At 60.8% G+C, this 24,268-nt stretch carries 23 protein-coding genes and 1 pseudogene; 12 read left to right on the top strand and 12 right to left on the bottom strand.

Annotated features, from left to right (window positions below; genetic code table 11):
- Window positions 1-95: 95 nt before the first annotated feature.
- Window positions 96-692, bottom strand: coding sequence for a CGNR zinc finger domain-containing protein (locus tag AB4Y71_RS12970; protein WP_441720876.1), 597 nt, complete (start codon window positions 690-692; stop codon window positions 96-98).
- 94 nt (window positions 693-786) lie between these two features.
- Here AB4Y71_RS12970 and AB4Y71_RS12965 point away from each other — a divergent pair, with 94 nt between their 5' ends.
- The 4 genes and pseudogenes from AB4Y71_RS12965 to AB4Y71_RS12950 all read left to right on the top strand — a co-directional run bounded on the left by AB4Y71_RS12965 (window position 787) and on the right by AB4Y71_RS12950 (window position 3,566).
- Window positions 787-1,851, top strand: coding sequence for an LLM class flavin-dependent oxidoreductase (locus tag AB4Y71_RS12965; protein WP_441720874.1), 1,065 nt, complete (start codon window positions 787-789; stop codon window positions 1,849-1,851).
- A gap of 32 nt (window positions 1,852-1,883) precedes the next feature.
- Entirely contained in the window at window positions 1,884-2,537 is a 654-nt protein-coding gene (locus AB4Y71_RS12960; RefSeq protein ID WP_441720872.1) for a cysteine hydrolase family protein, read from the top strand.
- Window positions 2,510-2,662: pseudogene (locus tag AB4Y71_RS12955) on the top strand (hypothetical protein); the annotation flags it as partial. The gene AB4Y71_RS12960 and the pseudogene AB4Y71_RS12955, both read left to right, overlap by 28 nt.
- A gap of 82 nt (window positions 2,663-2,744) precedes the next feature.
- Window positions 2,745-3,566 carry an FAD-dependent oxidoreductase gene (locus AB4Y71_RS12950; RefSeq protein WP_441720870.1) on the top strand — a complete coding sequence of 274 codons (822 nt, stop codon included), beginning with the start codon at window positions 2,745-2,747 and terminating at the stop codon, window positions 3,564-3,566.
- On the opposite strand, the gene AB4Y71_RS12945 is transcribed toward AB4Y71_RS12950, so the two are convergent.
- Both AB4Y71_RS12945 and AB4Y71_RS12940 read right to left on the bottom strand, forming a co-directional pair.
- Window positions 3,558-4,211 (bottom strand): NADPH-dependent F420 reductase, encoded by a 654-nt coding sequence (locus AB4Y71_RS12945; protein ID WP_441720868.1) that lies wholly within the window; start codon window positions 4,209-4,211, stop codon window positions 3,558-3,560. The genes AB4Y71_RS12950 and AB4Y71_RS12945 overlap by 9 nt on opposite strands.
- Before the next feature lie 35 nt (window positions 4,212-4,246).
- Window positions 4,247-5,290 carry an LLM class flavin-dependent oxidoreductase gene (locus AB4Y71_RS12940; RefSeq protein WP_441720866.1) on the bottom strand — a complete coding sequence of 348 codons (1,044 nt, stop codon included), beginning with the start codon at window positions 5,288-5,290 and terminating at the stop codon, window positions 4,247-4,249.
- A gap of 208 nt (window positions 5,291-5,498) precedes the next feature.
- Between AB4Y71_RS12940 and AB4Y71_RS12935 the strand changes: the two genes are divergently transcribed.
- A complete protein-coding gene (locus AB4Y71_RS12935) occupies window positions 5,499-5,978 on the top strand; it encodes a hypothetical protein (protein ID WP_441720864.1) in 480 nt (159 codons plus the stop codon).
- Window positions 5,979-6,156: 178 nt separating this feature from the next.
- Here AB4Y71_RS12935 and purL read toward each other — a convergent pair whose 3' ends face one another.
- The 3 genes from purL to purS are packed head-to-tail and all read right to left on the bottom strand — an operon-like array spanning window position 6,157 to window position 9,472.
- A complete protein-coding gene (purL, locus tag AB4Y71_RS12930; protein WP_441684639.1) occupies window positions 6,157-8,472 on the bottom strand; it encodes a phosphoribosylformylglycinamidine synthase subunit PurL in 2,316 nt (771 codons plus the stop codon).
- Window positions 8,469-9,221 carry a phosphoribosylformylglycinamidine synthase subunit PurQ gene (purQ, locus tag AB4Y71_RS12925; RefSeq protein ID WP_441720862.1) on the bottom strand — a complete coding sequence of 251 codons (753 nt, stop codon included), beginning with the start codon at window positions 9,219-9,221 and terminating at the stop codon, window positions 8,469-8,471. Before purQ ends, purL begins: the two co-directional genes overlap by 4 nt.
- Window positions 9,221-9,472: a phosphoribosylformylglycinamidine synthase subunit PurS gene (purS, locus tag AB4Y71_RS12920; protein WP_102598679.1), complete on the bottom strand. Its 252-nt coding sequence runs from the start codon at window positions 9,470-9,472 to the stop codon at window positions 9,221-9,223. Before purS ends, purQ begins: the two co-directional genes overlap by 1 nt.
- Window positions 9,473-9,692: 220 nt before the next feature.
- Here purS and AB4Y71_RS12915 point away from each other — a divergent pair, with 220 nt between their 5' ends.
- Window positions 9,693-10,103: a YchJ family protein gene (locus AB4Y71_RS12915; RefSeq protein WP_223261628.1), complete on the top strand. Its 411-nt coding sequence runs from the start codon at window positions 9,693-9,695 to the stop codon at window positions 10,101-10,103.
- Between the two features lie 4 nt (window positions 10,104-10,107).
- Here AB4Y71_RS12915 and AB4Y71_RS12910 read toward each other — a convergent pair whose 3' ends face one another.
- Entirely contained in the window at window positions 10,108-11,100 is a 993-nt protein-coding gene (locus AB4Y71_RS12910) for an ankyrin repeat domain-containing protein (RefSeq protein ID WP_441720860.1), read from the bottom strand.
- Window positions 11,101-11,277: 177 nt separating this feature from the next.
- Here AB4Y71_RS12910 and AB4Y71_RS12905 point away from each other — a divergent pair, with 177 nt between their 5' ends.
- A complete protein-coding gene (locus tag AB4Y71_RS12905; RefSeq protein ID WP_134781165.1) occupies window positions 11,278-12,408 on the top strand; it encodes a methyltransferase domain-containing protein in 1,131 nt (376 codons plus the stop codon).
- Here AB4Y71_RS12905 and AB4Y71_RS12900 read toward each other — a convergent pair.
- The 3 genes from AB4Y71_RS12900 to AB4Y71_RS12890 all read right to left on the bottom strand — a co-directional run bounded on the left by AB4Y71_RS12900 (window position 12,405) and on the right by AB4Y71_RS12890 (window position 15,394).
- The gene (locus AB4Y71_RS12900) at window positions 12,405-13,982 is read right to left on the bottom strand and encodes a cation:proton antiporter (protein WP_441720858.1); all 1,578 of its coding nucleotides are present in this window, start codon (window positions 13,980-13,982) and stop codon (window positions 12,405-12,407) included. The genes AB4Y71_RS12905 and AB4Y71_RS12900 overlap by 4 nt on opposite strands.
- A gap of 47 nt (window positions 13,983-14,029) precedes the next feature.
- The gene (locus AB4Y71_RS12895) at window positions 14,030-14,350 is read right to left on the bottom strand and encodes a hypothetical protein (protein WP_102598675.1); all 321 of its coding nucleotides are present in this window, start codon (window positions 14,348-14,350) and stop codon (window positions 14,030-14,032) included.
- Window positions 14,351-14,494: 144 nt separating this feature from the next.
- Window positions 14,495-15,394 (bottom strand): 3-methyladenine DNA glycosylase, encoded by a 900-nt coding sequence (locus AB4Y71_RS12890; protein ID WP_441720856.1) that lies wholly within the window; start codon window positions 15,392-15,394, stop codon window positions 14,495-14,497.
- Window positions 15,395-15,472: 78 nt separating this feature from the next.
- On the opposite strand from AB4Y71_RS12890, the gene AB4Y71_RS12885 reads away from it, so the two are divergent.
- The 3 genes from AB4Y71_RS12885 (at window position 15,473) to AB4Y71_RS12875 (ending at window position 18,877) form a co-directional block, all read left to right on the top strand.
- On the top strand, window positions 15,473-16,030 hold the full coding sequence (locus AB4Y71_RS12885) for a mycothiol transferase (RefSeq protein WP_441720854.1): 558 nt from the start codon (window positions 15,473-15,475) through the stop codon (window positions 16,028-16,030).
- Between the two features lie 145 nt (window positions 16,031-16,175).
- Window positions 16,176-17,525 carry a TIGR01777 family oxidoreductase gene (locus AB4Y71_RS12880; RefSeq protein ID WP_134781163.1) on the top strand — a complete coding sequence of 450 codons (1,350 nt, stop codon included), beginning with the start codon at window positions 16,176-16,178 and terminating at the stop codon, window positions 17,523-17,525.
- A gap of 221 nt (window positions 17,526-17,746) precedes the next feature.
- The gene (locus AB4Y71_RS12875; protein ID WP_441720852.1) at window positions 17,747-18,877 is read left to right on the top strand and encodes a ferrochelatase; all 1,131 of its coding nucleotides are present in this window, start codon (window positions 17,747-17,749) and stop codon (window positions 18,875-18,877) included.
- A 479-nt stretch (window positions 18,878-19,356) separates the two neighbouring features.
- Here the strand turns inward: AB4Y71_RS12875 and AB4Y71_RS12870 are convergent, their stop codons facing one another.
- A complete protein-coding gene (locus tag AB4Y71_RS12870) occupies window positions 19,357-20,781 on the bottom strand; it encodes a CitMHS family transporter (protein WP_417364524.1) in 1,425 nt (474 codons plus the stop codon).
- Between the two features lie 186 nt (window positions 20,782-20,967).
- On the opposite strand from AB4Y71_RS12870, the gene AB4Y71_RS12865 reads away from it, so the two are divergent.
- Together AB4Y71_RS12865 and AB4Y71_RS12860 are read left to right on the top strand one after the other, a co-directional pair.
- Entirely contained in the window at window positions 20,968-22,662 is a 1,695-nt protein-coding gene (locus AB4Y71_RS12865) for an ATP-binding protein (protein WP_441687383.1), read from the top strand.
- Window positions 22,659-23,330, top strand: a complete 672-nt coding sequence (locus AB4Y71_RS12860; RefSeq protein ID WP_134781159.1) for a response regulator — start codon at window positions 22,659-22,661, stop codon at window positions 23,328-23,330. Before AB4Y71_RS12865 ends, AB4Y71_RS12860 begins: the two co-directional genes overlap by 4 nt.
- Before the next feature lie 12 nt (window positions 23,331-23,342).
- Here AB4Y71_RS12860 and AB4Y71_RS12855 read toward each other — a convergent pair whose 3' ends face one another.
- The gene (locus AB4Y71_RS12855) at window positions 23,343-24,098 is read right to left on the bottom strand and encodes a phosphotransferase (protein ID WP_441720849.1); all 756 of its coding nucleotides are present in this window, start codon (window positions 24,096-24,098) and stop codon (window positions 23,343-23,345) included.
- Window positions 24,099-24,268: the final 170 nt, after the last annotated feature.

Below are 24,268 nucleotides of genomic sequence, written 5' to 3'. Positions count from 1 at the left end.
GGTGGGAGCCTTTCAGTTTTCCATGCTGCAAGGCGCTTGCTGCGGCATGCAATATACTTGGCGGCATCGCCGGACGGAATTCCTCGCGCCATGGCTTATGAGGCAGGAGAATCCTGCTGGCTCTTTTTCTTCGCGTACGAGCGGGCTGCCCGCACTCGATCGCCGCAACGCGTGGAGCACCAATGCCGGCGGCCATGGGTCTTGAGCAGGTAGCGGTTGCATGGCTCGGCCTCGCATTGGGCCAGCAGGCCCGCTTCTTCGCTGCTCAGCAGAACTGCCGCGTCCTCAGCAAGCCGTGACATGGCGTGCTCAGTCAATTGCGTCGCGGGGTGTTCCATTGCGCGGAAGAATCCCTTGCCCTGCTCTTGGTGCAGCAATGGGGTGCTCGGCGCCGCCAAGAGCGCGGCATTGATGCCCTGCAGTATTTCCGGGGCCACAGGCGTGCCCGAGATGCTGGCGTGGAATGCTCTCCTGATCTGGCTGCGCAGGTTGACTAGCCGATTCTGGCAATAGCTTTGCAGTGCTGCATCCTGGGGCACGAGGCCCCGCGCGATGAGCCATTGCGTGGTGCCCTGCGGGTTGGCCAGCGCATCGAAGCTCTTGCCTCCGGGCAGGTGGATTTCGCTATTGGCCAGATCGATGCTGCAGTGCTGCGCTGCTCCGGGGCTCGGGGGAAGAGGCATCTGGGACATATTCCTCATGTTATCAGTATTGCTTTACCGTGATCACCTGCTAGGGTATGCATCACGGTAAAAAATAGAAATAACATGAGAAAAGAGGTCGACCTTGCAGCCAGCGGCACGTTTCGGCTCCGCTCCCTTTGCCCTATCGGTTCATACCGGGGGAGGTCCCGGCGTAGGGCAAACCGCCCAGCAGGGCCTGAATGACACCATCGACATCGCCAAGGCCGCGGACCAGCACGGATACCACCGTTTCTGGATGTCCGAGCACCACGCCATGCCCGCGCTGTCCGTGGCATCGCCTCTGCTGATGATGGCCCGGCTCACCGCTGACACCCAGCGGATCAGGTTGGGTGCCGGCGGAGTAATGCTGCCCAACCACGCTCCGCTAGTGATCGCGGAGCAGATCGGCATGCTCGAAGCTCTGGCCCCGGGGCGCATCGATCTGGGGGTCGGGCGCGCGCCGGGCACCGACGGGGACACCGCGGCCGCGCTACGCCGCGGAACCGGAGCCAACGGAACCTTCGACGAGCAGCTGTCCGAGCTCATGGGATTCCTGAATGACGATTTCCCTGCAGGGCACCCATACAGTGGAGTCCATGCCGTGCCGGGCCCGTGGCAGAACGAGCAGAACCGCCTGCCGGCACCAGAAACGCAGACCCCGTTGTGGATCCTGGGTTCTTCTCCGTATTCGGCGCAGCTGGCCGCGCGGCTGGGCCGCCCCTACGCGTTCGCCCTGCAGTTCGGCGACGCCGATATCGACACCGCGCTGCGCATCTACCGAGAAAATTTCGTGCCCTCAGCAGTGCTCAACCGTCCCTACGTGCTGGTCAGCTTGAGTGCCATTACGGCCGAAGACCCCGAATACGCCCGTGCAGAGGCCTCCACGGGGGCCATGGCGATGCTGCGGATGTTCAAGCGCGAGCCATATGCGCTGCTATCCGCCCAGGAAGTCGCGGAATACCCTGCCACGCTCAATGAGCGGGCCATCCTGGACATGTACACCAACCGCACCCTGGCCGGCACTCCTTCCCATGTGGCGCAGCGCCTCGAGGCGCTGCAGCAGCGGACCGGAGCGGATGAGCTGATGATGGTCACCGGAAGCCATGCCCTTGGCGCAGCTGTGCAAACCGTGCAGCTCATGGCCCGGCACTACCAGCCGGGCGAATAATCCTGGACCACCTGGCACCTGAAGGTGCCAAAATGACAAATAAGAAAGAGGAATACAACATGTCCGCACCACGCAGAGCGCTGATCGTCATCGACGTGCAGCAGGAATACTTTGATGGTCTGCTGCAGATCCAGTACCCGGATCGGGAACAGACGGTAGTCGCCATCGCCAGCGCCATGGACGAAGCGGCGAAGGCCGGGATCCCGGTCGTCGTCGTGCAGCACCAGGCACCGGCAGGATTCCCCGTCTTCGCGCCCGAATCCTCTACCTTTGCGCTGCACCCGCAGGTACTGGCACGGGTGGAAGCGGCCAACCACAAGTTCGCCAAGAGCTACGCCAGCATCTTCGCCGGAACCGGGCTGGAAGAGTGGCTGCGCGAGCGCGGAATCGACACGATGACCCTGATTGGGTACATGACCAATAATTGCGTTATTGGCTCTGCCGCTACCGCCGAGCCGCTGGGCTTCTCGGTAGAAGTGCTCTCGGACGCCACCGGCGCCATCGGCATCGCCAATGCCGCAGGTTCCATCCCCGCCCGGCAGGTGCATGAAACCCTGATGGCCGTGCTGAACTCTAATTGGGCCTCGGCGGCGTCGACCGCAGCATGGGCCAGCGCGGTGGCATCGGGCAGTGCGCTGCCAGGGGATAACCTCATCGAATCGGCTGCCCGCGGACGTTCCCTCTAAGCATCAAGGTCACTGCCGGTTCCGAAGAGCTGGAACTGAGCGCAGGGAAGATCATTATCAACACCGGCGCGCTGCCTGCGATCCCGGACATCGAAGGAGCGCAGATCGGCGCGCGGGTGCATGATTCCACCACGATCCAGCATGCCCAGCTGCCCAGGGCCCTGGCTGTGGTGGGCGGGGGGATATGTCGGCATCGAGTTCGCCTCGATGTCTGCTCAGTTCGGATCGAAAGTCACCGTACTGGATCGCGGAAGCCGTGCATTGTCCAAGGAAGACCCGGATGTGGCCAGGGAAGTCGAATCATGTCTGGAAGACACCGGAGCCGTGATCATCAGTTCGGTTTCGGTGCATTCGATCAGCCAGGACGAGCAAGGCGCCACTGTCATCTACGAGCGCCAGGGCGAGGTGCACCAGCTGCAGGCGGATGCCGTGCTGATTGCGCTCGGGCGCGTGCCGAATACTGCCGGCCTGGGGCTGGAAGCCGCCGGGGTCCAGACGGGCTCTCGCGGGGAAGTCGCGGTTGACGAGTTCCTGGCCACCAATATCGAGGGCATCTACGCCCTGGGCGATGCCAACGGCGGTCCGCAGTTCACCTATGTCTCGCTGGATGACCACCGGGTCGTGGCCAGCCAGCTGCTGGGGGATGGCTCACGCAGCACGAACGACCGTGTTGCCGTTCCCTTCACCATATTCACCACCCCGCCGCTGGCTCGCGTTGGCTTGAGCGAGGAGCAGGCCGCGCATCAGGGGGTCGAGACCAGGATCGCGGTGAAGAAGGTTTCCGAGATCGCCGCGATGCCGCGCCCCAAGATCGTGGGCGATCCGCGCGGCATCATCAAGTTCGTCGTCGATGCACGCAGCGACCTGATCCTGGGGGCCGCACTGATGCACGTGGACTCCCAGGAGGTCATCAACCTGGTGGCCTTGGCCATGCGGATGGGCCTCACGGCTAGCGCGCTCCGGGACCAGATCTTCACCCACCCTTCATCCACCGAAGCGCTGAACGAAGTGCTCGGACTCCTAGGCTGAAGCCTGGACCTGCGCCGCTCCGATCAGCTCATCCAGCTCGGCCCGCGGCTTGTTCGCCCCGAAGGCAGGGTTGCCTGGCTGCAGGCGCAAGCCCTCGTCCAATGAGCCGATTAAAAGCGGATCAAAGCCGAAATCGTCAACAATCCTCGCCACCTGGGCAACGTCGGAGTCCAGCTGCCCAGCCACTGCGATGGCCTTGCGGCCCTCGGCTCCAGCTGGACGGGACTCGTCCTCCAGATCGTGGTAGCCCATGTGGTTGAAAGCCTTGACGATCCGCGAGCCGGGAAGGAACTGCTGGATCAGCGTGCTGGTGGAGACCGTCGGATCGTTCAAATCCTCGCGAATGCCGTCGGTTTCCCACCAATAGTTCATGGCATCGATGACCAGCTTGCCTTCAAGCTCGGAGGCAGGAATATTCTGGTACTTGCCCAGTGGCAATGCCAGGATGACCACGTCAGCGTCCCGTGCGGCAGTGGCCTTGTCCACGGCCACTGCGCCCGGGGTCAGGATTTCGATGGTCAGGGCAATGGGTCCAGGGTCGCCAGAACCGGCGATGAGCACCTTGTATCCGGCCTGCAAGGCACGGCGGGCAAGCACGGTGCCGATCTTTCCTGCACCCAGAATGCCGATGGTCTGCTGTGTCATGTTCTCTGCTCCAAGCTTGTTCTTCGAGTGCGTGATTAGTGCTCTGCGAGCATTTCGCGCACTAGCGGGATGACCTTCTCGCCGTAGAGCTCTACGGCACGCAAGCGGGCGCCAGCTTCCACTGCGCCGCCGGAGTAGATCAAATCGAAACGCCCGATGTCCAGGGACTTGATGGTCTTGGTGATCTTGCGGGCCACGGTTTCCGGCGACCCGACGTACAGCGAGCCCTCGCTGATTTCGTGTTCGAATTCGCCACGGCTCATTGGGCTCCATCCGCGCGTTGCGCCGATGCGGTCACGTTGCTCCTTGTAGGCGTCGAACATGTGCTCGCGGGCCAACTCGTCGGTCTCTGCCACGAAGCCGGGGGAGTGCAGGCCCACTGGCAGGGTTGGGTGGCCGAACTGGTCGTTGGCCCGGCGGTACAGGTCGACATAGGGTGCGAAGCGTTCCGGTGAGCCGCCAATTACGGCGAGCATCATGCGGAAACCGTAGTGGGCGGTGCGGATGACTGACTGCGGGGAGCCGCCTACGCCCACCCAGGTGTTCAAGCGGCCGGATTCGGTCTTCGGGAAGACATCCATATCGGTCAGCGGTGCGCGCTTGGTTCCCTGCCAGGTCACCGGCTTCTCGTCCAGGAGCTTGTGGAACAGATCGATCTTCTCGTCGAAGAGCAGTTCGTAATCCGCCATGTCATGGCCGAACAGCGGGAAGGACTCGGTGAAGGAGCCGCGTCCCAGCATTACCTCGGCGCGTCCGTTGGATAGTGCGTCCACGGTTGCGAAGCGCTGGTATACGCGCACCGGGTCATCTGAGGATAGCACGGTCACTCCGGAACCCAGACGGATGTTCTGGGTGGCGGTGGCGATGCCCGCTAGAACGGTCTCGGGGCTGGAGATGGCGTATTCCGGGCGGTGGTGCTCGCCGACGGCAATCACATCTACGCCCGACTGGTCAGCTGCGATGGCTTCTTGCACCGTGGCGCGGATTCCCTGGGCATGGGTAACCAGCTTGCCCGACTTGTCGCTTGGCACGTCGCCGAAGGTGTCGAGGCCGAATTCGATGTTCTCGAAGGAATCCATTGCGCGCTCCCTGCTTCCTAAATTTAGTTGATACATCAATTATGACTCAATATCATTGACGTGTCAACTATAAGTATAGGTGCTGGCAGCTCAGCGGCGTTGGTGCCGCAAAGGGGCCGAACTGCAACGGATTCGTGCTGGAACCGGTTTGCCACTCACCGCTACGGTTGGGGGACTACTTGCAAGAGCCTCGCGAGGAGGAGAAGATATGCTACCGAAGCGAAACCGTGCAGCACCACTGGCACTGGCCTGGGGCGCGCTTATTCTCATCGCCGGTTGCAGCACGGGCACCGACGGAGAAATAACTGAAAGCGCAGCTGCGCCAACCAATGAAAAAACTGCAGCTCCGAGCGCAAGCAGCACGCCGGCAACTGAAAGCTCCGCGGAACCAACGACCGCTGCGCTGGCGCTGTTCTATGTTGCCGTAGGCGATGAGGGAAAATCGGGCCCGAAGATCGGCTGCGGCGACTCCCTGGTCTCAACTGAAACCGGTCCGGAGGAATTCACCAACCAGGTCGAAGCCGCCATCACCGTCCTGCTGGCCGACGACAAGGAAGAAGTCGGAGGATCGGGGCTGCGCAATGCCCTGGCCGGCTCTGACCTCAGCTATGCATCATCGGTAGTAGATGGGGATGTAGTGACCGTTGAGCTGAACGGAACCGTGAGCTCCGGGGGGCACCTGCGATGATCCGCGCATCATTGGTCAATTGAAGTACACCGCGATGACCGCTGCGGGAACCGGAGAAGCCGAAATCCTGGTGGAAGGAGAAAAAATCGAAAAAGTACTCAGCGCCAAATAATCTGCGAAAACAAAAACGGTGGTTCTCCCCAGGGGGAGAACCACCGTTTGCGTGTTGGGCTAAGGCCTAGCCGAAGTACTTCTTCATGGTGCCTTCAGAAGCCTCGCGCAGCTCATCCACCGAAACGGTGAATTCGCCTTGGACTTCCAAGGCGCCGGACTGCGCATCGACAATGCCCAAGCGGGCCACGGTCACGCCGCGAGCGCCGGTCATGTCGTTGAAGCGGACCTCTTCGCTGCGTGGAACCGCAACCAAGGCGCGAGCCTGGGACTCGGAGAACAACGCGGTGAACGAGTCGATACCGTCGCGCTCCTTGACCTCGTTCAGCGCCACGCGAGCGCCCACGCCGTAGCGCAAGACCATCTCGGACAGGGCAGCGGCCAGGCCGCCCTCGGACAGGTCGTGAGCGGCATCGATCATGCCGTCGCGGCTGGCGTTGATCAAGATGGCGCCCAGTTCCTTCTCGGCAGCCAGATCAACCTTTGGCGGGGTGCCGCCCAGGTGTCCGCGCAAGTTGGCGAACTCCGAGCCGTCCAGCTCATCTTCGGTGGTGCCGATCAGGTAGATGGCCTGGCCATCTGCCTCTTCGCGCCAACCCGATGGGGTGCGGCGTGCCACGTCGTCGAACTTGCCAAGGGTCGCCACCACCGGGGTCGGGTGGATGGCCTTGTTGCCGGTCTGGTTGTACAGCGAGACGTTGCCGCCGGTGACCGGAACACCAAGCTCCATGCAGGCATCGGACAGGCCGCGGATACCCTCGGCCAGCTGCCACATGACATCCGGATCCTCTGGGGAACCGTAGTTCAGGCAGTCCGAAACAGCCGCAGGGATCGCGCCGGAGGTGGCGACGTTGCGGTAGGATTCGGCCAGTGCCAGCTGGGCGCCGGCGTATGGGTCCAGGTAGGTGTAGCGGCCGTTGGCATCGGTAGCGATGGCAACGCCCAGGCCGGTGGACTCGTCGATGCGGACCACGCCGGCATCATCCGGGGCGGCCAGCGCGGTGTTGCCGCCGACGTAGCGGTCGTACTGGTTGGTGATCCAGGACTTGTCGCACATGTTCGGGCTGGCAATCAGCTCCAAGGTGGCGGCCTTCAGCTCGTCGCCGGTCGCAGGCAGGTTCTTGCCGGCTTCCGAGGACTTGAAGGTGTCAGCCTGCAGCGCATCCTGCCATTGCGGACGGGCGTACGGGCGGTCGTAGACCGGGCCGTCGTGGGCGACGGTCTTCGGATCCACGTCCACGATGACTTCGCCATCCCAGGTGATGATCAAGCGGTCGGTGTCGGTGACCTCGCCCAGCCAGGAGTACTCCACGTTCCACTTGGCCATGACAGCCTCGAACGCTTCAATGTTCTCCGGGGTGACGACGGCCATCATGCGTTCCTGGGACTCCGACATCAGGATTTCGCCCGGGGTCAGGGTGGAATCGCGCAGCAGCACGTTGGTCAGCTCTACCTGCATGCCGCCTTCGCCGTTGGATGCCAGTTCGCTGGTTGCGCAGGAGATGCCTGCAGCGCCCAGATCCTGGATGCCCTCGACCAGCGAGGCCTTGAACAGCTCCAGGCAGCACTCGATGAGCACCTTCTCGGCGAACGGGTCGCCCACCTGCACCGCAGGGCGCTTGGAAGGCTTGGTGTCGTCGAAGGACTCGCTGGCCAGCACCGACGCGCCGCCGATGCCGTCGCCACCGGTGCGCGCACCGAAGAGCACGACCTTGTTGCCCACGCCCGAGGCGTTGGCCAGGCGCAGGTCTTCGTGGCGCAGTGCGCCCACGGCCAGTGCGTTGACCAGCGGGTTGCCCTGGTAGATCGGGTCGAAGACGGTTTCGCCGCCGATGTTCGGCAGGCCCAGCGAGTTGCCGTAGCCGCCGATGCCCGAGACCACGCCGTGCACGACGCGCTGCGAGTCCTCGTGGTCGATCGCGCCGAAACGCAGCGGATCCATCACGGCGATCGGGCGGGCGCCCATGGAGATGATGTCGCGCACGATGCCGCCGATGCCGGTAGCGGCACCCTGGTACGGCTCGACGTAGGAAGGCGAGTTGTGGGACTCGATCTTGAAGGTCACGGCCCAGCCGTCGCCCAGGTCGGTGACACCGGCGTTTTCGCCCATGCCGACCATCAGGTCCTTCTTCATTTCCGGGGTAACCTTCTGGCCGAACTGGCGCAGGTGGTTCTTGGTGGACTTGTACGAGCAGTGCTCGGACCACATGACCGAGTACATGGCCAATTCAGCGGCGGTCGGACGACGGCCCAGGATCTTCACGATCTCGGCGAACTCGTTGTCCTTCAGGCCCAGCTCTGCCCATGGCAGTTCTACATCCGGGGTGCCCGCTGCGTTATCGACGGTGTCGATATTGAATTCCTTAGTGGCTTCCTGGCTCACTTTTTGCCTCCAACAAGGTGGGTCAGAACGCTGGTGAAGAATGCCAGCCCGTCGGTGCCGCGGTGGTCCGGGCCGAAGCCGGCCTCAATGGCGTGCTCCGGGTGCGGCATCAGGCCGACAACGTTGCCGGCCTTGTTGCTCACGCCGGCGATCGAGCGGCGCGAGCCGTTCGGGTTCCAGCCCACGTAGGAGAACGCGATGCGGTTTTCCGCTTCGAGCTCGTCCAGGACCTTCTCGTCGGCCACGTACTGGCCATCCTGGTTCTTCAGCACGATGGTGATTTCCTGGCCTGCTTCGAAGCCGTTGGTCCATGCGGTCTGGTTGTTCTCCACGCGCAGCAGCTGATCGCGGCAGATGAACTTCAGGTGGTCGTTCTTGATCATCGATCCGGGCAGCAGGTGCGACTCGGTGAGGATCTGGAAACCGTTGCAGATGCCCAGCACGGGCAGCTTGGCATCGGAGTTCGCGGCATCTGCGATCTTCGCCATCATCGGTGCGAAGCGGGAGATCGCGCCGGCGCGCAGGTAGTCGCCGTAGGAGAAGCCGCCGGGGATCACCACGGCGTCGACATCCTGCAGGTCGGTGTCGGCGTGCCACAGGGACACCGCTTCGGCACCGGCTGCGCGCACGGCGCGAGTGGCGTCGCGGTCATCGAGGGTGCCCGGGAAGGTCACCACGCCGATGCGCGCTCCGGAAAGTTCAGTGCTTGGCGTTGAATAGTCGCCAATCAGGGGAAGTTCGGCGCTCATTAGTCTTCGAATACCTCGACGTTGACGACATCTTCGATCACCGGGTTGGAAAGCAGGGTTTCTGCAGCCTCGCGAGCCTGGGCGAGGATTTCTTCGGTCACCTCGCCGTCCACGGACAGTTCAAAGCGCTTGCCCTGGCGGACAGCTTCGAAGGAGGTGAAGCCTAGGCGGGGAAGAGCTCCCGCGATGGCCTTGCCCTGAGGGTCAAGGATTTCTGGCTTGAGCATGACATCTACAACGATGCGGGGCATCCGGCATATCTCCTGTTGGCGAGGTTAAGTTAAATGCCACACGGAGATGCCGTCTCACACCAGGGGGATTTGGCGCTCCGCGAGCTTGCCTTCATAGTCTACCCGTGAATGTGATGCGGAAAACGTGCCTGTGCGCGATAGCACCGATATCCCGTGCTTTAAGTCATGTGATCTTAGGCTCATGGGGCACGGGTTCGTCCTTGGCGCGTATGCTGAAACTGTGAAAAACACTAGTCAAACGATCTGCGCCTGCCGTGTTTTGGAAGCCGGGGAGCTTTCCTACGAGAACTGCTGCAAGCCGTTTCATGACGGAAGAAAAGATGGTTCCCTGCTGCCATCCAGTGCAGAGGAGTTGATGCGCTCGCGCTACAGCGCTTTCGTGCTGGGATTGGCCGGGTATTTGCTGGCGACCTGGCATGAGAGCACGCGGCCTAAAGAAATGGAATTGGATCCGCAAATGCGCTGGACCGGGTTGGAAATCATTTCTACCCGCGCCGGCGGTGCGGCTGCTTCACGCGGAGTGGTGGAATTTGCTGCGCACTACCTCGATGGCCGCATTGACGCGCAACAGCACGAGGTCAGCACGTTCGTGAAGCAAGACGGCGCCTGGTACTACCTCGACGCACTTTAAGCGATTATCGCTTGCTGGCGGCCTGCAGCATGGTCAGCATCTGGTTCTGCTGGCGTTCGCGGGCGAGTTTGAACGCATCGGAGCCGGAATGGTCCTTCAGATTCGGGTTGGCCCCGTTGGTGATCAGCAATCGAGCAATGGTGATGGCATTGTTGGTGCCCTGGCCCAGAACGATGGTTTCGTGCAGGGCAGTCCACCCCAAGTCGTTGACGTGATCCACGGGAATATCGGTGCGCAGCAGGTGGCGTACGGCCTGAACCTGGCCATTCTCGCTCGCAACCGTCAGTGCGGTGCCGCCCATGCGGTTCACCGCGGTAATGTCCGCCCCGCCGTCAATGAAAAGCTTCAAGGTTGCCACCTGGCCATTGGCGCTGGCCCGCAGGAATGCCGACTCGTAGAAGTCATCCTTCACATCTGGATCAGCACCCGCTTCGAAAAGCTCCTTGGCGATTGCAGGATTCTTCTTGATGACCGCACGCATCAGCGCGGTGCGGCCGGACTCGTCTTTCGCGCTGAGATCGGCACCGTTTTTGATGGCAGCCTTGACGCCCTTTGGCTTGCCGGCATTCACCGCAGCGAAGAGCTGTGCGGTGGCCTTGGACATGGGAGCCGCTGAGCTGGGCAGCGCCTTGAGGGCAGCACCGGTTTTAGCGCCGGTGGCGAGAGGCGAAAGCGAGGTTTCAGAGCTTTTCGGCGTTTCAGCAACGCTGGAGGTTTTAGCAGCTGTACTGCTGGGCGCCTTGGTTGGAGCGATGGTGTTGGGCTGGGAAGAAGCAGATTGCTGACCGCGGGAGCTGGCTGGCGAATTGCCGAGGCTGGGGGTGGCCTTCGGCGGTGAGATGCTGGACGAAGTGGCAGGAACCGGATCGGATACAGCTTCTTGGGCTTGGGGCGAGGACGGCGCGCAACCAGTGCAGACGCCGATCGCTGCAGCGAGGGGAAGCGCAATCAATGCAATGCCGCGGCGTTGCGCGGATAGCCCGGAATGTAGTGCCATCTGTCCTTTCGCGGTTCAACTAACCATTCCCAGAATGGGGTCAGCCGTTCGGGGTTTTGCTCAATAAGATTTGATCACTCGTGAGCCTATCGGCCAAAGCTGAAAATTTGCGGTCAATAGGCAGCGAGAGTCCTCGGTGCTGGGTTCCAGTGGATCTTCGCTAAAATCATAAGTACCATGGAATGCCTTTACTTTTCTGCCTCCCGCTGCCGCTCTTGCACCCTGATGACGGTGCCCTATGCCCAGCAACTGCAATCAAAGGTCGAGGATTGCAAGCGACTGCTCGCAGATTTTCCGGACCTGGAATTTCTTCCCGCCCAAGCCAGCAGCGAACAAGGCTTCCGCAATAAGGCCAAAATGGTCATTTCCGGAACCACCGACAAGCCGACCATCGGCATCTTGGATGCGGAGGGCCGCGGCATCGATCTGCGCCACTGCGGTGTGGTTGCAGACCAGCTGCGTGCCGTGTTCCCGCTCATTGAGCGATTCATCCATGAGCTCAAGCTCATTCCCTACGACGTTCCCAAGCGCAAGGGCGAACTCAAGCATGTGATTCTCACCCTTTCGGACACCGGCTCGGTGATGGTCCGCTGGGTGCTGCGCACCAAAAAGCACTTTGTTGCACTGCGCGATTCACTGCCGCAGTTCCTTGAACAGCTTCCACGCCACAGCGTGGTGTCGGTGAACTTCCTGCCAGAGCACAAGGCGGTGCTTGAAGGCGAGGAAGAAATAATCCTTACCCGCCGCACGACTTTGGAATTCGGTTTGAACGGCGTACCGATGCATTTGCGTCCGCAGGGATTTTTCCAAACCAATAGCGAGGTCGCGGCGGCCCTGTACCGGCAAGCCCGCCAATGGATCAATGATGCCAACCCGGAAAGCGTGTGGGACCTGTACAGCGGGGTGGGCGGTTTCGCATTGCATTGCGCAGCCGAGGACCGCACCGTGTACGGCATCGAAACCAGTACAGAAGCTGTAGAAGCGGCAGAGACCAGCGCCAAAGCCATGGAACTTGATGACATTCACTTCAAGGCCCAGGATGCAACAGAATTTGCACTGGGTGCCGGTTGGGCACCAGAAGCAGTCATCGTGAATCCTCCACGCCGTGGAATCACGGCCGACTTGTCCACGTGGCTCAACGGTTCCGATGTCCAGCAGATCATCTACTCCAGCTGCAACGCCAAGTCCCTTGCCCGGGATCTGGAACGTCTTGAGAACTACACTCCGACGCTGGCCCGGGTGATGGACATGTTCCCGCAGACCAACCACTACGAGGTCATCGTGAAGCTGGAACGCAAGGCCGCCTAGCGGTCCAAGGTCGCGGTGCGCCGGTCAAGGCGTCCGACGATCTCGTCCACCAAATGCGGATCGACGTTCGGTTCGCGACGGGCCTTGAGAAGCTCGTCGCGAGCTGCTTCCAAGGCGATGGCCTGGATGGAATCAGCCTTGGCGATGACGGCGCGAACCTGGGTGTACTTCTCATCGGAAATAGCATCGTGCGGATCCGGGTCCTTGGCCAAGATGGTGTGAAGCGAATTCATTCTGCGGCGCACTGCCTGCTGGTAGTTTTCGGGAAGTTCTTGCAGGTCAAGATTCTTTTTTAATGCTGAAAGCGCAACAGCTTCAGCACGCCGTGCCAAATTCCGCTTGGCACGCTTGGTGTCTTGCTCGTTATTGCGCAATTTCAGCACGCGCATCAAGGAGGGCAAGGTCAGGCCTGGCACTACCAAGGTGCACAGCAAGACCGTGCAAGCTGCCGCAACGATGAAGTTGCGCCCCTCGATGGGCGAGCCGTCGGCTGTGACCTTAGGCAACGCCAAAGCCAGAGCCAAGGTAGCCAACCCGCGCATGCCGCACCACGTAAGCACCAAGGCATCCTTGCGTGCAGGAATTTTCGGGTTCTTCCGATTGGGCAGGTAGTAAGTGCCCAGCATCCACAATGCGCGTACAGCGATGACCACAAAACAGATGGCAGCGATGCCTGGAATGAAGCCAATCAGGTTTCTGCCTTCTTCCTGGATGACCTGGTTCATTTCGATGCCCATCAACCCGAAGGCCAAACCCGTTGCGAGCAGTTCCAGCACTTCCCAGAAGGATTGGCGGGTCAGCCGTTCGGCAGAGTCCTGGGGACGGTCGCGCCTTACCATTTCCAATGCTGTCACCACTACAGCAATCACACCGGAAGTATGCAACTCTTCAGCGATCACGTAGACCGCATACGGGGCTACCAAGGTGGCGGCGCAACGCGCAGCCAAGTTAGGTACGAAACGGTTCAGGGCACCAATAGCCCATCCCATTGCCAGACCGAGCGCTACAGCTCCGGCAGCTCCGATGAGGAATTGTGGAATGATTTCCAGTCCAACCTGAGTCTTGTCCACGGTTGCCTGTACTGCAAGCTGGAAGAGCACGATTGCCATGGCATCGTTGAAAAGGCCTTCCGTTTCCAGCAACGAGGTTAAACGCCGCGGCATCTTGACCTTCGTAGCGATCGCATCCACGGCAACCGGGTCAGGTGGAGCAACGACTGCGCCAAGAGCCAGAGCCAGTGGAATTGAAGCAATCGGGGAGAATGCCAACGCCGTCGCAGCGACAGTGCCTGCAGTCACCACAATGAGCACTACTGCCAAGCGAATCAGTGCTTTCCAACGGAAGCGGAACACCGACCAGCTGCTTCGCTGAGCTGTAGCGAAAAGCAACGGAGGCAAGAAGATCGGCAAGATCAGAGCAGGCTCGATATGCATTTTGGGCATGAATGGCAAGAAGCCCGCCAGCGTCGCAAAGATCAGCATGAGGATCGGATAGGGCAGCTTGATCCGTTCTCCGATGCCGACAATCAGAATGGTGGCGAAAAGTAGCGCGATAACCAGCAGGAAAAACTCCATAGTCAAACTATTCTAATTTCTTCGTGCGTATTTTCGCATCTATTGCCTCATGAATTTACGGATCCAAGCAGAAACGAGGCGCTTTCCCAACGCTCAATGGCGCAACCATTGTGCCGAGAAAAATTGGCATTCACCGGATCGCCATGCAAAGTTCCCTCGATTTCCGCCCGTTGCGGACCCCCATAAATTTCCGTACAGGCTTGCTGGGGATCAATTTCTTCAGTAATCACGCTGGGATCAAGTGCCAATTGCAAGCAAGCTTTGGAAGCATCGGGCAAGGTACTGGCATCAGTGGATTGCTCGCCATCGCATTCCAATAAATACTGCTGCGAAATTTCGCTGCCATCAGCGCGAATGGTGATGTCCAAGCGGGTTTGCGATCCAACCGTGGTGCTCGTGGAGCAAGAAGCCAAGCACAAGCCCAGGGAGCTGGCCCCGATACAGGCCAAAACCAGACGAAAACTCCGAGTAGTACCCATGGCTCCATCGTGGCCTCGACCCGGTGGTCAGGTCTAGTCTTCTCGGGGGATTGGGAGGCTATTGGCAATTTCCAGTAGCGACAAGCGCAATGAATCGGCACGTGCGGCAAACTCTTTTTGCATTCGCACGTACGTAGCCTTGCCCTCGGGGGTTTCAATGCGAATCGGATCATGACCCCAATCGGCCAAGTCATAAGGGGAAGCTTGCATATCCATGGTGCGGATATCCCATGCGAGTTCGAAGCAGTCCATGACTAATTCACTGGGTACCGCCGGAGACAGCTTGTAAGCCCATTTATACAGATCCATATTGGCGTGCAAGCAAGCAGGCTGCTCGAGATCGCGCTGGGTTTCCCGGGTTGGTTGCACTTCATTCAGGTCGGTGGCCTGGGGAGTGTAGAAGCGGAAAGCATCAAAGTGGGTGCACCTGATCTTATGCGTTTCAACTACTTCGTCGGTGCCTTGCGCCCCCAGGCGCAAGGGCAGATATTCATGGCGGATGCCGTTGGCTTCTGACTTGTAGGCCATGGCCCACTCGTGAAGCCCGAAGCAGGAGAAATTGCCTGGGCGTTGCGCGGTGCCGGCCAGGATGATGCGAGCGAATTCAATAGCCCGAGCCCGGGCCTGGCCGAAAGCTTGTGCATCAAATTCGTATCCGGGACCGCTGGATGTCTGGACGCTGCGATAGAACTTCCAAGTTCCACGCTCCCGAGCCTCGTGGCCAACTAGTACCACGGCCATCCCCGGATGCCAGCGGTAGAGCTGTCCCGGTTTTTGCGTGTAGTAGGTGAAAAGGAAGTCCTCGATAGGGTGCTTCTTGCCCTTCATGCGCCGATCCACGAATGGCTCGCCAAAGGCCCTCGCGCGCGCTTCATGCTCAACAGCACGAGGCGTCCACTGCGAGGGGTCCAAAATGGTGGCGGTTAGGGGCATACTTCTCATTATTCAATTCATGGGCCGGTGAAACCAGTTTGGTACGCCAACTCACACTTCTTGCGATGGAGCTAAGCGATGGAAAATCTACCACTGTGGGAACCGCCAATGAGCGGTACGGAAGCGCAGCACCTGTTTGGAGTGCTCGACAGGCTGCGCACCACCTTCCGGTACAAGGCAGACAAGCTGGACATCGGCCAGCTGGCAATCAAGCTGCCCAGCAGCCAGCTGAGCCTAGGTGGATTGCTGCAGCACCTGGCTCTTGTCGAAGATGAGAAATTCACCTATTTCATCGCGCGGCAGCGCCCCGAGGTACTCCTCGCGCTCACTGCCGACGGGCGTGAGCATTTCGACGTGGATTTGAACGACGATCCGGAAATCCTTTATCAGCGCTACGACGAGGCTGTGGCCAAGAGCCGGAAAATCCAGCAATCACTCATCGAGGAAGGGGCTCTGGATACGGATTCCGGGTTGGAGTTCGACGGCAAGCATGTGTCGGTTCGCAGAATCATCTGCGACCTGGTCGAAGAGTACGGCCGGCATGCAGGGCATGCAGATCTCTTGCGCGAGGCAGTTGACGGGCGAGTGGGCGAAGATGCGCCGTTGGACTATCTTCCCGTGTGGTATCGGGAGTAGGGCCTGGACTGCATAAATTCCCTTCTGCCGAGGCAGTTTCCAGGAGCCTGAAATCTTGGTGGGTAATGAGCCGGCGCCAGCGCAATTTATGGATGAAGCCTGAAAGCTGCGGGGCAAAGGTAGCCCCTGCGAATACTATGGGGCCATGACGCTCAACCGCTCCAGCCAGCTACCCGCATCTGCACCTGTCGTCTTCGACTGGTTCTCCCGACCTGGTGCCATTCAGCGGCTCTTGCCGCCGTGGCTTCCGCTGAAAGTCATGGAGGAAGCGACCTCGCTGAAGGATGGAACAGCCGTTTTGGGTCTTCCCGGCGGATTGCTGTGGAATGCCAAGCACCAGCCCGAAGGTTTCTCGGAGAACCGCAGCTTCGTCGACCAGCTCGAACCCGAAGGGCTGCGCGGCATTCCTGCGCGCGTGGTGCGGTGGCGGCACGAGCATTACTTCGAGCCCGCTGGCCCGGAGTCCACCACCGTGCGCGACTGCATCGAGTCGAATATGCCCGGCCGGCAGATCGAATCCATGCTCGCCTACCGGCATCGCCAGTTGGCGAACGACTTTGCCGCCCACCACCGTGGGGCGCAGGCCGGGCTGGAACCGCTGGTGATCGCCGTAACCGGTTCAAGCGGACTGGTCGGCCAGGCCTTATGCGCCTTCTTGTCCACCGGAGGGCACCGGATCATTAAGCTCGTGCGGCACGCGCCGCACACGGCAAGCGAACGGCGCTGGGATCCCGCAGATCCCGACAAAGACCTGCTGGAGGGGTGCGATGCAGTCATCCACTTGGCTGGGGCCAGCATCTTCGGACGGTTCAGCCAGGCCCATCGCCAGGCGATTGAGTCCAGTAGGATCGAGCCCACCCGCTCCCTCGCCCTTCTCGCGGCACGTTCAGGTGTCCGCACCTTCATCAGTTCCTCGGCCATCGGGTTCTATGGCGCCTCAGCCGGACCGGACCCGCTGGATGAGTCCGATTCCGCGCCGGCCAGCAACCAGGACTTCCTCTCTGGCGTCGTGCAGCGCTGGGAGCAAGCCGCCCGGGAAGGCGGCGGTTCAATGCGCCGGGTGCAGATCCGTACCGGTGTCGTGCTGAGCCCCAAGGGCGGCATGCTCGCTGTTCTGCGCCCGATATTCACCGCAGGCCTGGGTGGGCCTTTGGGCGGGGGACAGCAGATGCTTTCGTGGATCGGGCTTGATGACCTGCTGGACATCTACCATCGCGCGCTATGGGATTCGCAATTGGCTGGCCCTGTCAATGCGGTTGCACCGCAGCCGGTCAGCAACGCCGAATTCACCCGTGCCTTGGCCCGCGCAGTGCGACGCCCCGCAGTAATTCCAGTTCCCGGTGCGGCCCCGAAATTGGTGCTTGGCGCCCAAGGCTCCCAACTGCTGGCCATGGCCGACCAGCGGATCGTCCCGCGCAAGTTGCTCGATGGCGGCCACCAATTCCGAAATGAGCGGATTGAGCTCGAGTTAGCTCATAGCCTTGGCGCCAGCTAGCTGCTGGAGCCCCGCCATGCTGCGGGGATTCCAGCGCTGGACTGCTGCACGGGAACCGGGCGCGAGCACCCGGGTGCCGGCGCGTTGGAGATAAGCTGGCAGGGGGATTATCATTAGCCTGGCTAGATAATAGCTAATCTAGGTAAATGTTGCATCTGCCGGCTCTGGGAGGAATTTGCCCATGCTGGCATTTGTTCCAGGAGAAAGTGTGGAAGATCCCGATGGGAAACATGTCGGTAGCCCCGTTTGATGCAATCTTGCTTATGTCCTTTGGCGGACCGGAGAAGCCAGCTGATGTCCTTCCTTTCCTGCAGAACGTTACCCGGGGACGAGGGATTCCCGATGAGCGTCTCGAAGAGGTGGGCGAGCACTACTACATGTTCGGCGGAAAGTCCCCGATCAACGAGCAAAACCAGGCCTTGGTGCGGGCCTTGCGCGATGAATTCGCGGCCCGCGGCATCGATACGCCGTTGCTCTGGGGCAACCGGAATTGGCAACCGTATCTCGCTGAGGTAGTTGGTAACCATGCGCGCATGCACGGCTCGCGCAGGTTCCTGGCCATTGACACTTCGGCATACTCCTCGTATTCCTCCTGCCGGCAATACCGGGAGGATTTTGCAGGTGCCGTGGCCGCACTGGAAGAACAAGGCATCGAGGTGGTGATTGATAAAGTGCGTCAGTACTATAACCACCCGGGATTCGCCCAGGCACAGCTGGATTGCCTCCGGAGAGGGCTGGGCGAGTTGAGGCAGCTTGTCGGCGGTCTGGACCGCAGTCGCCATAAGATCCTATTCGTAACTCATTCGATTCCGACTTCGATGCAGAAATCATCGGAGAAGTTCACCGCTGGCTACCAGGGACAGCATGAAGAGCTCATGAAGTGGCTTAGCGCGGAATTAGATGGAGAAGAGCAACTAGACGCCGAGCTGGTGTTCTGCTCCCGTTCCGGATCTGCGCACACTCCTTGGCTGGAACCGGATATCAATGACCGCATGCGCGAGCTTTCGGATTCCGGAACCGAAGCGGTACTGGTAGTCCCGATCGGCTTCGTCTCTGATCACATGGAGGTGAAATTCGATTTGGACACCGAAGCTGCACAGACGGCGCGTGAGTTGGGGATGGGGTTTCTCCGTGCCGACAGCGTCGGCATTTCGCCGTCCTTTGTCAGCGGCTTGGTCGATCTGGTTGTGGAACGGGCAGCTCAAGTGCGTGCAGAGGAGCCGGAGCAGAGAACCATTTCCGGCAGCAAAGCGCTGGGCCCGGGCAGTGGTGCCTGCTCGCTGAATTGCTGCGAAGGCGCCAGGAGTAAAAATACGGTTCCGAACTGGAACGTCGACAAGCCTGCAAGCTAGGCCGGCAGTTGCTGGCTGGCCATCGCCGACTGCTGGCGAGCCCCCGGAACTGCAACGGTAGCCGCTGGGCACCGGAATCCGGGTGATGGTGCCGCGGGCTGCGGAACGGCGGGCATTCCGGAGCATTGATGATTGATTTCTTCTGGATCGAGCCTGGCGTCGCTGTCTTTGTGCGGTCCGCGAACCCTTGGGCGCCTGAGCAAGAAGCCAGCTAGGTGCTCTCAGCGTCAAAGGGAGGCGGGCCGGAACGCGCTGGCAGTGGCGATGCACGAGGCGGCGTGGGCTTTCTCGAAGTGGCAGAATCCACGAGAAGCCGAGCTGGCTGATCGGATGCCGGACGCGGGGTTTCCGGTGAGCCTCCATCAGTGTCCAACTCAAGGTGCCGGGCCCAGCTTAAACACCGGACTCCGCGCTACCCGAATCGAGAAATCCGGGTGGCGCGGAGCCAGGCTGACGACGGACCATCGGTCCTAGGGGCGTTAGCCCATGTGGATGACGCCGAGGAGCATGCCTGAAGCAAGCATGACCAAGGAGACCACCAACGCACGCCACAGCACCTTCTTGTGGTGATCGCCCAAGTCCACACGAGAGAGCGACACCAGCAACAAGATGGCCGGAACGAGCGGAGACTGCATGTGCACCGGCTGTCCGGTGATGGAGGCGCGCGCCATATCCACCGCTGGAACACCGAAGTGCGCGCCGGCTTCGGCGAGAACTGGCAAGACACCGAAGTAGAAGGCATCGTTGCTCATGAGGAAGGTGGCCGGGATGGAGATCAGCCCGGTGAGCACCGCCATGTACGGGCCCATGGAGGTCGGGATGACATCCACAAGCCACTGGCTCATCGCATCGACCATGCCGGTGCCGGAAAGCACGCCGGTCAAAACCGCTGCACCGAGCACCATGGAGACCACGGCGATGATTTCGCTGGAATGCGCGGCAATCATCTTCACCTGGTCGGAGACCTTGGGGAAGTTGACGACCAAGGCGATCGCCGTGCCGACCATGAACAGGTAGGACAGTGGCATGACATCGACCACCAGCAGCACCATGATGGCGACAGTCAACGCAAGGTTGAAGTAGAAAGTTTTGGGACGCAGGGTCTCGCGATCCGGATCCAGCACGGTGCCGTCCATGGTGGAGAACTCGGTGCCATCGCCCTTGCGGGCTACGGATTCCAGAACTGCCAGGTTGCCCCCGGCAGGGGAGGTGCCGCCCGGAGCCTTGCCTCCGGTTGGGGCGGCTACGTTGCCGCCGCCGAGCTCGGTGCCCCAGATTTCCGGACGCTCGCGCTGCAGGCGACGGCGCTCGGAAACACCCATCTGCCATGCGAATAGGGCAATGACGACGAGGGCAATACCCAGCGAAGGCAGCATCGGCACGAAAATTTCCGAAGCGTCCACACCCAGTGCCGCGGCGGCGCGGGCCGTTGGGCCGCCCCAGGGAACGATGTTCAGAGTGCCGTTGGTGAGGCCGGCGACACAGGTCAGGACCACTGGGCTCATGCCCAGGCGCTGGTAGATCGGCAGCATGGCGGCGGTGACCACGATGAAGGTGGTGGAACCATCGCCATCCAGGGAGATGACCGCGGTGAGCAGCGAGGTGCCCATGACGACCTTGGCCGGGTCGTTGCCAACCAGTTTCTGGATGCCGGAGACCAGGCGGTCGAACAGGCCGACATCGATCATGATGCCGAAGTACATGATCGCGAACATCAGCAGGGCCGCGGTGCCGGACATGTCCTTGACTGCGTCCATGACCATATCGCCTAGGCCGAATCCGGCACCGGCGAACAAGCCGAAGATGGTCGGTACCAGAATCAATGCCAGCAGGGGCGTCATGCGCTTTGTCATGATCAGCACCATGAAGGTGGCGACCATGAGGAATCCGAGTGCAACAAGCATTGACCCGACCTCCATTTCAGTGTGAGTGAATCCTTTGGCCCCGCAAGCCGGGCGAGGCACTAACCCAAGGTACGTGGCGGTGCTCACGTTGCGCGTCTTGTGCTTATTGTTGAACGGTTAAGTTCTTTGCCATCTTTTTGCTCATTAAACTCACGAGTGCGGAAAGATGGGTTTATGCTGGGTGGCATGTTCCGTTCTGGCGCCGGTACCCGGCATTTCGCCTCCCGCATCATGCGACTGCAATTCCTGGTCGTAGGTGTCTTGATTGTCCTGGTTACCGCAGGAACGCTTTTCGCCAGCTATGACCGGGTGTATTCGAAAGCGGAAGACACTTCGCTGACCATCGCCCGCACCGTGGCGGTACTGCCGGAAGTCGTTGAGCAGGTTTCACGCTATGCCCAGCAGGACAAGCTGGATCCGCAAGCGCTCGCCGAGGGGGAGCTGCAACGTCTCGCTGACGCTGTCATCGGGCAGGAGCAAGCCTATTTCGTGGTGATTACCGAAGACCGCGGACTGCGCTTGAGCCATCCGAACCCGGAAGAACTGGGCAAGATGGTATCCACCGACCCGGTCGCCTTGGAAGGTATCGAAGCGGTCTCGCGGGAACACGGAACTCTTGGGGAATCAGTCCGCGCCAAGGTCCCGATCTACAGCAACGCGGGCGCCGTTGTCGGTGAAGTTTCCGTGGGCGTGACCACTGACTCCTTGACCGGGGCACTGCTTGGATCCTTCGCCTGGATCGTATTGTTCGCGGCGCTCTCCGCGGCCCTGGCGGTGTTCGCCGGACGAGTGACCGTACGCCGCTTGAAACGCCAGACATTAGGACTGGAACCGAACGAAATCGCCCAGCTAGTCAGGGATCAGCAGGCAGTGCTCTACGGCGTCACCGAAGGGGTCATGGGCATTGGCGCAGACAAGCGGATTACCGTGCGCAACAAGGCCGCCAGGCAGTTGCTGGGGCTGCCGCACCGCACCGAATTGGAAGACGTGGTGGGCCGCCACTTCGAATCCGCTGGCTTGGATCACCGGCTGGTCAAGGCGATCAAGGAATGCGACCCGGCACCTGTCCGTTTCAGTGCAAATGGCAACTCGCTCATTGCCCGCGTGACCAAGGTCGACCGTGATGGGGTAGATCTCGGGCTGGTCGTGCTGCTGCATGATGTCACCACCTTGGAAGCGCTGGGTACCAAGCTCGACGCGGTCCAGGACATGGCCGACGCGCTGCGCGCGCAACGCCATGAATTCGCCAACCGCATGCATGCGGTCCTCGGGCTGATCAACCTGGGCAAGATTGAACAGGCTGAAGACTACCTGCGCGAGGTGACGGAAGCCGGGCCGAAGATCGCCCAGGTTCCTGGGCTGGAGGCCATCCATGACGCTTACCTCGCGGCATTCATTTCGGCGAAAGCGGTGCGCTCCCACGAGCTGGGCATCGAGCTGCGGGTGTCTGGGCAGTCCATGCTTTTCGGCCATATTGCCTCGGCGCACGATGCCCAGGATGCCACTGCAGTCCTGGGCAATCTGCTGGATAACGCCTTCACCGCGGCTCTTCGCACGGATGCAGAACCCTGGGTGGAAATCGACTTGCTGTCCGAGGGGAACACCTTGCACATTGCCGTGGCAGATTCAGGACCTGGCATCACCACTGACGAGGATATCTTCGCGCGGGACGTCAGTACCGGATCCCACCTGGGCAATGAGCATGGACAAGGCGTAGGGCTGCCGCTGATCAAACGGCTGGCCCAAGCCCGCAGCGGGGATGTCTGGATCGCTGACCGCGGCTCCGGCGGAGCCGGGGCAGTTATTGCAGCCAGGCTTCCCGCCGTGCTGGTAGAGCCAGCCATTTCAGAGAACGACCACAGTGAAGGAGCGCAACTTTGAACGAGAACAGCAGCGGAAACTATCGGGTGCTGATCGTTGACGACGACTTCCGGGTCGGTGAACTGCATGCGGAGATGGTCAATGCCATCCCCGGGTTCCATGCTTTGGAACCTGTGCAGGATCCGCGCGTGATCCCCAAACTGGTGCAGAGCTTGAAACCCGATTTGGTCTTGCTGGACCTCTACCTGCCGCATGTGAGTGGAATCGAGCTTCTCAGAGAACTCGATGTCGATGCGATCATGATCTCCGCGGCGATCGAACCGAAGAACATCGATAAGGCGCTGCGCTCAGGCGCGCTGGCCTTCATCATCAAGCCTTTCGACGCCAAGACCTTGGCTTCCAAGCTCAAAGGCTGGGCGCGCTACCGCCGCCAATTGGCAGGGACCGGGGAGTTCAACCAGCAGGGCGTAGACAGGTTGTACCGGTCGCTCCAAGGTGGAGAGGAAACCAATGCGTCAGTGGGTGCCGCCCCGACCGAACAAGCAGTGCTTTCATGCGTGAAAGAATCTGCCGAACCGATGAGCGTTGCCGAAGTTGCAGAAGCCGTCGGTGTTGCCCGTGCGACAGCACAACGCTATTTGGCAGCACTCGTGGCCAACGAATCCTTGGAGCTGCAGCTTGGATACGGAACCCGCGGCCGACCTGAGCATCGGTACGTGGCGCGTTAGCGCGATGGCATCCTACGTGGCGTCCCAGACCCCGCGGTAGAACGCGATTTTCCGTTCATCCGGTTCGATGCAGTAGCCGGCGTAGACGTACTGTTCGAAAGCAGGCCCGTAGTTCCACTCGGTGCTCCACGCGGCAATTGCCAGATCCGCCCAGCGGTCTGCGAGTCCCAGCTTGCCCATATCCACATGCGCGCTGAAAGCATGGTCGTCGGTGATGATCGTGTTTGGCAAGCACGCATCGCCATGGCACACCACAAGATCCAGTTCCGGGGCCTCGGCGAGCAATTCAGCCCGCTGCCCGGCTGGAAGGTGCTGAATACGGGATTCCAGGTCCCAGTCGAAAGGGCATGCTCCAACGGGCAAAGCATCGTGCATTTGCCGCAGTCCCTGGCCGACAGCGCGGGCTGAGCGTGCAGGGTCGCTTTTGCCCAGGCTGCTGGCTGCACTGTGCCCGCGCAATGCAGCGGTGATGAGCAGCTGGCCGTCAGCGTGGTCCTCGCAGGAGAGTACTTCCGGGACCCGAATGAATTCTCCTGCCCAGCTCATGCGCTGGGCTTCAGCCGTCAGATCGCATTCTTCTTCGGGAGGGCATCCCGGCGACCACTTGGCGAAGCGCGTCCGCTCGCCATTTCCGATGCGGTAAGTGACTCCGCCAAGAGCGTTCTGCCATATACCCTCGATTTCTTCAGGACCAGCTGCGGCGCGCACCGCTGGGGGAATAGGATGATCCGCCGGCGGCGGGCCGGAAATCACTCGTGTTGAACCCATTTTCCAAGTCTGCCAGCATTCGGCGTTTCGGTGGCGGGCTGGATGAATCCAAAGCGGCTTGAAAATTCACGCAGGTGTGCTCGCTCGTTCATAGCCATTGGATTGCCGTTGCCAACGACCCGGAATTAATTTCTTTTTGTGTTCATCTCGGCTCAAGGCAACGGTTGATC

Origin of the sequence: Glutamicibacter sp. MCAF14 (assembly GCF_052114325.1) — a bacterium.
Taxonomy (GTDB): domain Bacteria; phylum Actinomycetota; class Actinomycetes; order Actinomycetales; family Micrococcaceae; genus Glutamicibacter; species Glutamicibacter arilaitensis.
The sequence above is the reverse complement of the archived record's forward strand: the minus strand, read 5'-3'. Positions and strand labels throughout refer to the sequence as shown.